Annotated in this window: 10 protein-coding genes; 5 read left to right on the forward strand and 5 right to left on the reverse strand. The window is 42.4% G+C overall.

Features of this window, described 5'->3' with window-relative positions:
* The first annotated feature begins 453 nt into the window (after positions 1–453).
* Positions 454–1,173 carry a nucleoside 2-deoxyribosyltransferase gene (locus tag LDL35_RS10340; RefSeq protein WP_369694917.1) on the forward strand — a complete coding sequence of 240 codons (720 nt, stop codon included), beginning with the start codon at positions 454–456 and terminating at the stop codon, positions 1,171–1,173.
* A 106-nt stretch (positions 1,174–1,279) separates the two neighbouring features.
* Here the strand turns inward: LDL35_RS10340 and thiC are convergent, their stop codons facing one another.
* Positions 1,280–2,497, reverse strand: coding sequence for a phosphomethylpyrimidine synthase ThiC (thiC, locus tag LDL35_RS10345; RefSeq protein ID WP_304022260.1), 1,218 nt, complete (start codon positions 2,495–2,497; stop codon positions 1,280–1,282).
* 459 nt (positions 2,498–2,956) lie between these two features.
* On the opposite strand from thiC, the gene LDL35_RS10350 reads away from it, so the two are divergent.
* On the forward strand, positions 2,957–4,516 hold the full coding sequence (locus LDL35_RS10350) for a beta-ribofuranosylaminobenzene 5'-phosphate synthase (RefSeq protein WP_304022261.1): 1,560 nt from the start codon (positions 2,957–2,959) through the stop codon (positions 4,514–4,516).
* A 9-nt stretch (positions 4,517–4,525) separates the two neighbouring features.
* On the opposite strand, the gene LDL35_RS10355 is transcribed toward LDL35_RS10350, so the two are convergent.
* Positions 4,526–5,548, reverse strand: a complete 1,023-nt coding sequence (locus LDL35_RS10355) for a PAS domain S-box protein (RefSeq protein WP_304022262.1) — start codon at positions 5,546–5,548, stop codon at positions 4,526–4,528.
* Positions 5,549–5,678: 130 nt separating this feature from the next.
* Between LDL35_RS10355 and LDL35_RS10360 the strand changes: the two genes are divergently transcribed.
* Positions 5,679–6,083, forward strand: coding sequence for an STAS domain-containing protein (locus LDL35_RS10360; RefSeq protein WP_304022263.1), 405 nt, complete (start codon positions 5,679–5,681; stop codon positions 6,081–6,083).
* Between the two features lie 24 nt (positions 6,084–6,107).
* Here LDL35_RS10360 and LDL35_RS10365 read toward each other — a convergent pair whose 3' ends face one another.
* Entirely contained in the window at positions 6,108–7,586 is a 1,479-nt protein-coding gene (locus LDL35_RS10365) for an RNB domain-containing ribonuclease (RefSeq protein ID WP_304022264.1), read from the reverse strand.
* A 97-nt stretch (positions 7,587–7,683) separates the two neighbouring features.
* Here LDL35_RS10365 and LDL35_RS10370 point away from each other — a divergent pair, with 97 nt between their 5' ends.
* Positions 7,684–8,253 (forward strand): flavin reductase family protein, encoded by a 570-nt coding sequence (locus LDL35_RS10370; protein ID WP_304022265.1) that lies wholly within the window; start codon positions 7,684–7,686, stop codon positions 8,251–8,253.
* Positions 8,254–8,297: 44 nt separating this feature from the next.
* Here LDL35_RS10370 and ade read toward each other — a convergent pair whose 3' ends face one another.
* Positions 8,298–9,968, reverse strand: a complete 1,671-nt coding sequence (gene ade, locus LDL35_RS10375) for an adenine deaminase (protein ID WP_304022266.1) — start codon at positions 9,966–9,968, stop codon at positions 8,298–8,300.
* Positions 9,969–10,129: 161 nt separating this feature from the next.
* Between ade and LDL35_RS10380 the strand changes: the two genes are divergently transcribed.
* The gene (locus tag LDL35_RS10380; RefSeq protein WP_304022267.1) at positions 10,130–10,579 is read left to right on the forward strand and encodes a hypothetical protein; all 450 of its coding nucleotides are present in this window, start codon (positions 10,130–10,132) and stop codon (positions 10,577–10,579) included.
* Positions 10,580–10,594: 15 nt separating this feature from the next.
* Here LDL35_RS10380 and LDL35_RS10385 read toward each other — a convergent pair.
* Positions 10,595–11,721: putative PEP-binding protein (locus LDL35_RS10385; RefSeq protein WP_304022268.1), on the reverse strand; the 1,127-nt coding region annotated here is incomplete at its 5' end.

The raw sequence follows: 11,721 nt of genomic DNA on the forward strand, positions 1-11,721 counted from the left end.
TCAGATTCTTTTGTTCAAAACGGACATGCATTGCGCGGAGTTTGATCTGGAAGCTGGTTTACTTCTTTTACCTTCAAAGTCACTTCTTCATGAATTACTCGAACGTTTTAGAAAAATGCGAACAACCAATACATAAGGCTATAAATTATTTTTGTAAAAACTCCCAAATAAAGGATATAAAATATCAGAAAATACCAGAAAGATAAGGAGTGTCTCTGCTTACTGATGATAATAATCTCACCATAATTTTTTCTCAAATCTGCACAGGAAATATATCTATTCATTTGTGATGATTAGTACAGGATGTATCTTCTTTTATGTCCCTGTATAAAAAATCCGGAACTCCGAGCACGAGGAATCACTCATCAAAAAGATTTAGATGCATTTTCTCAGGTTTTATTGCGATGTGAAACGTTTAAAATACCTGTAAAAATGCTTCCCTGTGCAGAGACAATGTATCTTGGACCTGACCATGAGCCAGGGCATTATCTTGGTCGATTGGACAATCCGGATTTTTCAGATCTTGTATACAGACTTGAATCCAAAGTTCGTGAAGATTGGAAAAAAGATGGTCGGCCATATGCAATCATCGGAGTTGATTCATCTCCGGTTTGTGGGGTGCGAAAAACCTGGTATGGATCGGTTCATGGCTCTGACGGAAAGATATCAGGTAGAGGGTTTTTTCTAAACCGTTTTTCAGATATACTGGCCTTTGATGTCTTTGAAGCAGCCTGTTGGAAAGTGTATCTTGCTGCACCTTTATTTTCCGAAGCTGAGTGTGATTTCAATAGAAAAGTAGCGGATATATTAACTGGTTATGCCATGCAGGTTCATCTTCCCCAGGATTGTGGAGATTCGGAGCATTCACGGGAACTGTCTATTCAAAGAGAAATATTTGATAAAAATGTACAGGCTATTCACAATGCCGATATTGTTGTTGCTGTAATAGACGGTGCTGATGCAGATTCTGGAACTTCATGGGAGATTGGCTATGCATATGGAATTGGGAAAAAAATAATTGCACTTCGAACAGATTTCAGACATGTTGGTCATAATGAGATGGTAAATTTAATGCTTGAGCAGTCATCCGAAGTCGTGAATGATATACCATCGCTAATTCAGGTTTTCCCATGTCCTATCCCGGTTCGATCAATAAAAGAACAAAATGTATGAGTTTTTATATGTCTGTTCATTCAAAAAGAGCGAAATGACAGAGTTCTGGACTGTTTGTATTGAGTATAAAATTCGTCAGAATATTATTGATGATTTGACCTCATGTCTATTTCCCTTCATCAGTTCCGGTACAATAGGTCTGAATCATTTTTAGTGCACACAAGGATCCACACATGGTACAATTTGTATCATTAGGAATACCTCGGCCTGCTTCTTCAGGGTCCAGAGCAAATGCTGCCTGTTCCTGAAAATTCATCTGCGCTCTTTTCTCTGCGATATGTTTGTCCTGTTCAGACAATCCATACTTCATCGAATCTCCAATATGGGCAGCAATCCGGAATGCCATGAGCCCTTCTCTAACCTCATCAGGAGTCGGGAGACTTTTATGTTCAGCCCTGGTGATGTAACAGAGATAATCTGCCCCGGCTCCTGCGGCAAATGTGGCGCCAATCGCACCGGTAATATGATCATATCCCATGCCAACATCAGCTGGAAGTGGTCCTGCTACAAAGAGGGGATATTTTGTCTTATCTTTGTAATGCCTGATACTTTCAGGGATTTTATCAGCCCTGATATGTCCTCCGGCCCCCTCAATAATAACCGAAACTCCTTTTTGATGAGCAATGTGTGCCAGCCTGATATTCTCACTCAACTCAAGACTCTGTGCGTTATCCCACTCATCATGGATACATCCTGATCTCATGGTGTTTCCAAGAGAAAGTACTATGTTTTTCGATTTTAATATGTCAAGAATCTCATTGAAATGGGTAATATAGGGATTTTCCTGTTTATTTTTCAACATAAATGAAGCCATCATTGCACCTCCTTTGGAAACAACTCCCATTATCCTGGAGCAAACCTTCATCGCCTTTACAGTCTCTATTGAGGAGCAATGAAGAACCATCGATGAAATCTCTTCTTTGACTTGTTCTTTCAGGTTTTCGATAATAAGATCCTCTGTGATATCATCAAGAGAATTTTCTGCAACCGCCTGGTACAGAGGGACTGTAGTTATGGGAAGTGATGTGACATCACGTATTGATTTTCGAATTTCCGGAATATCTCCAGCGGTTGACAGATCCGTTATGGTGTCTGCGCCATACTGTTCTGCAATTTTTGCTTTCAGTATTTCTTCTTCAGGAACACAATGACCGGATGATGTACCCAGGTTTACATTTATTTTCGTTCTGACTCCTTCTCCGATTGCAACCCCCGTATTGCCTCTGTGCATGATTACAATAGATCCATTTTCTATACCTTTTTGAGCAAATTCGTATGTTCGACCCTCAAGTTCTGCAATTTTTCTGATTATTTCACTCTTCATTTCATCTTCCGGTTTTTTGTAATAGTATCAACAGTATAGTTACGTGCACCAGATCTATTTGATTTTGGTGCATATCGCCCTCATGATCCAATTATGCGATTTTAATTCTTTAGTGCAATAAGAAATTAAAATAATAGCGATTTCAATTTTATAGTGTACATACGGATAGATGATCCCCTCCCACTCGGGTAAAAAGCCAAGGTAACTATTTCCAATTGAATGAGTCGAAACACTTAAGGTGCACCACGAACAAATAGTAATGGTGCACTATCTTTCTCACCGCGAAACATGCACCTGGGATAGTCTCTTCTGTACAGATATGTTCTGGTAACCCCGGAATAATCGTACAGATTTCTAATGTTGGTTTGAATGCCGATGTTGTATGAATTTTCAAGATTTTAATTCTGTTAATATGGCAGATTTTTCCTGATATGCTATTACTCTGATAATGGGGCAATAATGACACAGGGATCGGTCCTGGAACTTATCCGGCAGATAGAAAATGAATCATGCGTATTGACAAAACCTGAACGTGCTCTTCTTATAACAGATGGATCTGTCACCCGGCTTTTGGAGGCTTTTATAAATGCGCCTATTGGTGTCAGAACTGTTCAGCAGAACATAGTTCCTGCATCAGAAAAAATTGCAGAGTATCTTGAGATTCTACCCGGAGAAGATGTGAATTTTCGGGAAGTCTATCTCTATAATAAAAATAATGACCGTCTTTTGATACATGCCATCTCATATGCACCATTGAAACATCTTCCACCCGGGGCAATGACCCGGCTTATGAATGAAGATGAGCCTATTGGTGTTATCATGCGTGATGAGAAGATGGAGTCAAGAAGAGAGATCCTGTCAATACAAAAGAGTTTATTTCCTTCTGAATGCCAGATCCCAAATAAAAAAACCCGTCATTGTCTGAGTAGATCATACCGGATAATACATAATTCACGTCCTATCTTTTATATTGAGGAACAAATTCCCTCTCCTCTTTTTATAGAAGATTCTACTGTCAGAGTAGTCACTCCTTCCCGTCTTCATATCGGACTTCTTGACATGAATGGTTGTGGAGGCAGAGTTGATGGTGGTGCAGGAATTACTCTGAAATATCCCGGCTTTATCTTTGAAATATCAGAGTCAGATACATTCTCTCTGACATCACAAGAACCTGGGGTATCACATCAGGTGCAGCCAATCCTTGAAAAATTAATCTTCAATGGATTGTCAATACCTCCGGTACATATTCATATTCAGCAATTCATTCCCTTTCACTCTGGTCTGGGGAGCGGAACCCAGGCAGCACTTGGAATAGCGGCAGGGATAGGGGCATTTACTGAACAAAGCATGAGTGCAGATGATCTGATCGCCATATCGGGAAGAGGCGGGACATCCGGGATCGGAACAAGAGCCTTTTTCATGGGAGGATTCATTGTTGATGCCGGTCACCGGTTTGGGCCGGGTAGAAAAAAAGATTCGTTTGCACCATCTGCCTTATCTTCTGGTGCAGGTCCTGCTCCCCTGGTCGGCCGGTATGATATTCCGAACGATTGGAATTTTGTGCTGGCAATACCAGAAGGATTGTCAGAAATCCATGGGCAGTTTGAACATGATGTGTTTCAGACCTTCTGTCCTGTCCCTCAACATGAGGTTCAGATTCTTTCTCACATTCTTCTTATGAAACTGATCCCTTCAGTGGTGGAAGAAGATTTGGAACAGTTTGGTGAGGCAATAAATGAATTTCAGAATTATGGGTTTAAGAAATGTGAGCTGAGTCTTCAGCCACCGGTTATCAGGGAAATTATGGATGCTATGATTGATGCCGGTGCAGCCGGGGCTGGTATGAGTTCATTTGGACCGGTTGTGTATGGAGTATGTGATTCGCATACGAATGCAATTCGATCAGCTGCTCAGAAGATCATGAACCAGGAGAATGGTGGAAGAACAATCTGCACCAAAGGAAATAACAATGGGGCAGAAATAGAAAGAAACGGATACAAATTACAGATAAATCATTGATAACCTGTTTCATGTATCAGCCTGAAAATATCGGACAAGAAATTTCCTGACCTTTTCAGATTCAATAAATCCTTTATCAAGTTCATCAACCAGAGAATCGATAATATGTACCTGCTCAGCAATTCTGGTGCTTTCAGGGGTTTCAGAGAATGATGCAAGTGTCAGGATGACACTTAACGGATTACGTATCCGATCATTTAAAATTGCAAACTGTTCGATATTCCTATTGATCTGTTCAAATGCATTCATCTGGAGTTGCCTGATTTTAACCCGGTCTGAAATATCCCTTGAGATCTGAATTATGAACTCTTCGTTTCGGATTTTTACAACAAGAGCTGTTATCTCGACAGGGATGATTGTTCCCTCTTTTGTCACTTCTGAAAATTCTGCGGTCTGAACTTGTGATATTCTAAAATTTTTAATAAATGACAAAAACCGTCCAAACTCTTCAGGGGGGAGAATGTCTGCAGGTGATAGTGTCAGAAGTTCCGCCTGGGTATATCCCAGCCTTTTTACCGATGATGAATTTACTTCGATAAAGTGCCCCGGATAAAATGACTCATCAACCGGATACATAGCGACAGAGTCAAATAGATTTTCAAAAATAATTCTGAACCGCTCCTCTGTCCGGATCAAGAGTTCTTCAGTCTTTTTCCATCTGGTGATTTTCCGGAAATACCCCATCTTCCAGGGGTAATCAGAACCATTCTTCTCAAGAAGGGAAAATTCTACAGACTGTCCCTTTCCAGGTCCGGAAAAAATATAAAGATCTTTGTCTTTCAGGGTGGAAGAAATTAGGTGATATCCATTCGGTGATATATTATCAGCGTTTTTTATTACCGGAAGAACAACTTCCTCGATGAATTCATCAAATGGTCTGCCGACGTAATTTTCTCTGGTGACAGGAAATAACTGAGAAATACCTTTGTTCAGGTGGCAGATGATATCGGATGTGTTCAGAATTATAATACCATCCTCTATCCCGGAGGTGAGCTCATACCAGATCTGATATAAACTCTCTGATGAATCCATATGTGATCAACCATTTGTGACTGAATCTATTTATGGAACATCTATTCCATCCTTTGACATATAATATAATTCCATGATTCTCATACCTGCATCTTTATGATTCCATTCTCGTATATGGTTAGGATATAATATGGCATCACCTGACATTGAGACTGATCTTATCTATACATTGAAAAAAGAAGCCGGTTCTGCTCTCCCCATTGATATCTGGTATGAGGGAGAAATTTGGATTTTTCATCCGATAGGTTCTATTGATACCACAACATCATCTGACCTTGAAGGAACATTGATGGAAGGAATTAATCAGGGAATGCGTTGGATTATTCTGGACCTGAGCGACGTGCGGTATATTTCAAGTGCAGGTATCCGTGTTTTTATTGCTGCAGCCAAGACTCTGAAGGAAAAGAAAGGTGAGCTTCGGTTCTCTACCCCAAATAGAAATGTATCAGATATCCTCCGGTTATCAGGGTTGTTAAAAATTTTTAAAGTGTATCCAGATAATGCAGCAGCAATCCGGTCATTCACCGCCAAATAAAATTGGTTGAAAATGTTTGTTTACCTATACTTTTCCAACATCATGCAGGTATTCAAAATCGATATGACCGTTATACGGATCGGTCTTTAATAATTTCACCATCACTTTTTGCCCTACTTTAAGACCTGATTCCCTTCGCATCACTCTTCCTTCTGCGGGGGGGCTTATAAGCCTGACATATGTTCCTTTTTCTGATGCACCGGTCACAAACCCCTCAAAAGTCTCTCCAATCCTTGGTTTTAAAAGAACTGCTGCGGCTGATTTTCTCATAAACCGTTCAACTTTATTTGCTGCCTTTTCCCGACCCGAGAGCCATTCTACTTTTTCATCAAGTTCCCTGACATGATAGGGGGATTTGGTTCCCAGAAGAACAGACTTGATAAGCCGCTGGATAATAAGATCAACATATCTCCGGTTTGGAGCGGTGCCATGCGTGTAATCGGTGACTGCAAGTGCAAAGTGTCCGATAGGAGTCTTCCCGGGAATGAAAGGAACATATTCTCCTGAACCCATGAGTTTTACAACCGTGAGAGAGAGATCCGGAAATCGTTCAGGATCTGCTTCACGCTGTATTGTCAGGAAAGATGAAAGGGATTTAGCATCCGGATTGAAGGGAAGTTTCTCTCCGTATTTCGCAGCAACAAGCCGAATCTCCTCCCAGTACTTAGGAACCCTGACGACCCGTTGTATCATGGGCAGACCGGCGTTCTCAAGAAAAGTTACCATCGTTCCGTTTGCAGCAACCATGAACTCTTCAATTAGACAACGGGCAGCATTTTGTTCCTGGATAACCAGGTCTGTAACTGTATCACCATCAGACACCACCTGAGCCTCAAGGGTTTCAAGGTCCAGGGCACCTTGTCTTCTTCGATGAGTCCGAAGGCGTACTGCAGCTTCATGTTGCAGTTCCAGTTGCTTTTTCAGACCCTCTGTCTCTGCAACCCGTGGAGGAACCGGAATCTTACCTTCCAGCCAGTCTCCGATCTCTTCATACACAAGTTTCGCCTTATTCCGAACCACTCCCTGGTAAATATCCCCTGGTCTGACTTCCCCATCCGGAAGAACCATGAATTCAATAATTATTGCATAACAATCCTGACCTGGAAGAAGTGAAGTAATCCCTTTACAAAGCCGGTCGGGGAGCATATGAAAAGTTACAATTCCTGGATAAACCGATGTTCCATTATGTCCTGCATGGTTATCGATTGAGGAATTCTTGGTCACATAATGATCTACATCTGAAATGCCCACTTTCACATGAATCTCACCATGTTCCCCTTCTTTCACAAACTCAATCTGATCAAGGTCTTCTGAATCCACATTATCAATAGAGCTCCAGAGAAGCCCCCGGAGGTCTTTGACTCCTTTTTTAATTTTTATATGATGTTCTGGGGATAAGTGATTCGTTTCATGGATGACTTCACGGGGAAACCGGGGAGTAAACCCATACCTCTCCATAGTCTCCCATGCGATGGATTTCAGATCAACATGCTGATGTTTCATGGTATAGTCCTGATAGAGGAATCATACCCGGCCGTTAATATCAGTTCGCATTTATGCCAGGGGATCAGTTTTCTGTTTTCACATCCTATTATCTGGTATGAAACAGTCAATCGGGAAAAAACCAGCAATCATTCCAACTCCTGTTCTCATTATCGGAACGTATGATACTGCCGGAAAAGCAAATGGCATGACTGCAGCATGGGGCGGAGTCTGTAGTTCAGATCCTTTAAGCATTTCATTTTCCGTTCAAAGGACCCGCCATACTCATCAGGCCCTGATGGAAAAGAAAGAATGCACTATTAGCATACCTTCAACAGCCCATGTAAAAGAGGCTGATTATTTTGGTCTATCATCAGGAAGAGATCGGGATAAATTTTCTGATACCGGTCTTACTCCGGTTCGTGCCCCTTCGGTACATGCCCCCTATGTTGGTGAATTTCCCATCGTCATCGAATGCCGGATCACACATGTCGTTGATGTCGGAGTACATGATCTCTTTGTTGCTGAGGTTGTGGATGTTCTGATTGATGACTCATATCTGACAGCAGATGGAAGGCCTGATCTGCAGGAAGCACCTTTCTTCTTTTATAACCCCCTTGACCGGTCATACTACAAAACCGGTGAATATCTGATGCAGGGTTTTTCAACCGGTAATCTCTTCAAATAACTTTTTATGAGAGATTTAGGGCACTCCACTCCTTAATAAAGTGATCAGGGTTTTCCTGATTCTTCCTCATCAAGAAAGACAGGGACAGTGGAAAACCGGTTTACATCAAAAACTCCTCTGGTTGTTACCCGTAATTCTGGAATTACTGATAATGCCAGAAATGAGAGGTACATGAAGGGATCCCGTATCGCACCACAGGCTGTTGTGAGGCGATGAATCCTCTCTAATACACTATATACATCTTCATAGGGTAATTCTGACATTAATCCTGCCAGAGAGAGGGGTAAACATGCCTCCTCATCTCCATCCCGTATAACCATAGCTCCTGAATTCTTTATTACGGAATCAATCGCTGATATGATCTCACCATCACTGGTACCAACCGCGATGATATTATGGGAATCATGCGAAACACTTGATGCCATTGCTCCACGGGTAAGTCCAAGACCTTGAACCAGTCCTACGCCGATAGTCCCCGGATAATAGCGTGAAAAGACGACAATTTTTAATATATCTCTTTTGAGATCAGGAATATCCTCACCTGACAGCTGAAGATACTCTGCCTTCGTTCCAATCTGTCCTTCCTGTATCCGGACAACCCGTGCGGTGCCTGATCCGGTTATTCTGATATCTTCAATAGAGGGGGTTTTTGCATGAAATGGCCAGTTTTTTATCGTATGTTTTTTTTCGGATCTGAACTGTTCTGGTAATACGAGTTTTCCGTTTTTATAAGTGGAATGGACAGTGCATCTCTTTACATCTTCAATAACACAGAAATCAGCAATACGACCCGGACTTATGGCACCTCTATCATACAAACGAAACCGTTCTGCTGGTGAGAGCGTTGCCATTCTGTATGCAAGTTCCGGTTCACATCCAAATTCAATTGCTTTTCTGATACAATCATCAATATGGCCAGATGTTACCAACATATCTGCATGGCGATCATCGGTGCAAAAGCTACAGCGTGATGAAGAACATGCGTTTACCAGAGGGATGAGCGTCTGCAGATTTCGTTCAGTCGATCCTTCCCTGATAAAGAGGAACATGCCTTTCAGTAATTTTTCTTTCCCTTCGCTCAATATCGTGGTTTCATGATCGCTTTGAAGTCCGGTGGAAATATACTGATCCAGCATTGGCCCGGTCAGAAAAGGTGCATGTCCATCACGGATGGGAGTCAGAGTAAGTTTATCCATAACGAGGGGATCCTCTGACAACACGCCGGGTACGTTCATCATTTCACCAAGGCCCAGAACACCATCTTTACCGATAAAGGGTCGGAGCAGATCAGCCGTGAGTGTCATTGCACATTCATCAAGTGGGGTGGCAGGTACACAGGACGGCAGCATAACCATGATATCCAATGGCAGATCTGCATGTGCCTGAAGCATATATTCAATTCCTGCAGTTCCACTTACATTCGCAATCTCGTGAGGATCTGCAACAACCGTGGTTGTTCCGTGCTTCATAACCAGCCGTGCATATTCATACGGGGTGAGTAATGAACTTTCAATATGGACATGAGCATCGATAAAACCAGGGCAGACATAGGAGGATTTGAGGTCTACCTCTTCTTTTCCTGTATATCCCGGACCTGTACCGATTATTATCCCATTTCTGACCGCAAAATCCTCATGTACCCATTCGCAGGTATATGGATTGAACATAGTCCCGTTTTTAAATACTACATCTGCTGATTCTTCCCATGTGGTCATAGAATAAGTAATTCCCCCTGAATAGAAATACTGGTCATTCTGTGAAATTAGATATTACGGTTTTTTGTCATTCAGAACTCTGTGTGATACCAACAATCATGGAATACTGATCTGGAAGAGATAAGCAGAATTTATTAAGGAAAAAAACAGAAAACCATATCATGAGTTATCTCCGACATTTACTTCTGATTCCGATTCTTCTCATCTGTTTCTTATATACAGCAGGGTGTACAGGGGCCACTCATGATGAAGATTATAAGGCCCTGGTTATTGAAGCCATTGAAAAATTAGACCCCCAAAATGAAAAGATTGTAAACCCTTACAAGGGTATGACCATCGAAGACCTCTCGGCAATGAAGACCTTTGCTGAGCAGGCGAAGAGTTCAGCTGAACAGATGACCCTTTCTGATACGTATAAAAAATCACGGGAGTTCTTCCTTCGGGCCATGGATGCAACGATAGCAGGAGTTGACAGTCTGGAGGGAGATATTGATACAGCGACCGGGAAGGTAGAAAGCACTGCTCCGGCAACGAATTATTTCATTCAGGTACAGTCTGACCTTGGAAGTGCAGCAGATATCATAAAAGTACCCAAGAAAAAGACGTATTAAAAGGGTGAAAACCAACTATCCTGTTTTTATTGCTGCATGTGCAGCCGCGAGCCTTGCAATCGGGACCCGTGGACTGGAACATGAGACATAGGTCAGCCCTATCTGATGACAGAACTCTATTGATGCCGGATGACCACCATGTTCCCCACAGATACCCACGTTCATTCCAGGTCGTGTTGCCCTTCCCCATTGAACGGCCAGTTCCATCAGTTTTCCAACACCTTTCACATCAAGGACCTCAAAGGGATTATCCTGAAGGATGTGATTCATGTTGTACATTGGCAGGAACTTATTCTCCGCATCTTCCCGTGAGAATGAGAAGGTCGCCTGGGTAAGGTCATTTGTTCCGAATGAGAAGAACTCGGCTTCTTCGGCAAGGTTCTCTGCCCGCATACAGGCTCTGACCACCTCCAGCATCGATCCAAAGGAACAGGTAATTTTCAGACCATATGCGTCTTCCACCTGTTTGTGAATCTCAGTTACCCATTCCTTTACCCTTTTTAACTCCTGGGCAGTACATACCTGGGGGATCATAATCTCCGGATGGACATCGATCCCCTCTTTTCTGCACTCTGCTGCAGCCTCAAGGATTGCACGGATCTGCATGGAATAAATCTCCGGGAAGGTAAGCCCGAGCCTGACTCCCCGGTGACCGAGCATCGGATTTACCTCATGCAGAGATCGGACTTTACAGAGCATCATCTCTTTCTTTACTATGACTGCATCAAGGAGTTCAGGATCAGCAGGAGTCATGACCTTTGGATGGGATGGATCATTCTGATACATGAATGAGACCGTATCTGAAAGAACACGAAGACCCCGGAGATTCTTCCGCAGATTTCTTAAAATTTCTATTTCATCGATGAGTTGTTGCTCCTGTGGCAAAAATTCATGAATCGGAGGATCAAGCAGCCGGATAGTAACCGGGCGTGGAAAAAAAAAAAAAAAAATATTTTTGAAGTCGTCCCGCTGGATAGGAAGTAATTTATCAAGTGCCTTTTCCCGTTCTTCCTTTGTGTCTGCAATGATCATGTCAATGACAATGGGAAGCCGGGCCGGATCATTAAACATGCGTTCCGTTCTACACAGGCCAATACCCATTGCTCCGAATTTTAAAGCACGCTTTGCATCGGCAGGAGTAT

It is taken from the genome of Methanospirillum hungatei, from assembly GCF_020216685.1.
In the GTDB taxonomy this organism is placed as follows: Archaea; Halobacteriota; Methanomicrobia; order Methanomicrobiales; family Methanospirillaceae; genus Methanospirillum; species Methanospirillum hungatei_B.

Coding starts and splice junctions, on each gene's coding strand:
- LDL35_RS10340 (WP_369694917.1), top strand. CDS start 454: ATGTATCTTGGACCTGACCATGAGCCAGGGCATTATCTTGGTCGATTG.
- thiC (WP_304022260.1), bottom strand. CDS start 2,497: ATGAAGAGTGAAATAATCAGAAAAATTGCAGAACTTGAGGGTCGAACA.
- LDL35_RS10350 (WP_304022261.1), top strand. CDS start 2,957: ATGACACAGGGATCGGTCCTGGAACTTATCCGGCAGATAGAAAATGAA.
- LDL35_RS10355 (WP_304022262.1), bottom strand. CDS start 5,548: ATGGATTCATCAGAGAGTTTATATCAGATCTGGTATGAGCTCACCTCC.
- LDL35_RS10360 (WP_304022263.1), top strand. CDS start 5,679: ATGGCATCACCTGACATTGAGACTGATCTTATCTATACATTGAAAAAA.
- LDL35_RS10365 (WP_304022264.1), bottom strand. CDS start 7,586: ATGAAACATCAGCATGTTGATCTGAAATCCATCGCATGGGAGACTATG.
- LDL35_RS10370 (WP_304022265.1), top strand. CDS start 7,684: ATGAAACAGTCAATCGGGAAAAAACCAGCAATCATTCCAACTCCTGTT.
- ade (WP_304022266.1), bottom strand. CDS start 9,968: ATGACCACATGGGAAGAATCAGCAGATGTAGTATTTAAAAACGGGACT.
- LDL35_RS10380 (WP_304022267.1), top strand. CDS start 10,130: ATGAGTTATCTCCGACATTTACTTCTGATTCCGATTCTTCTCATCTGT.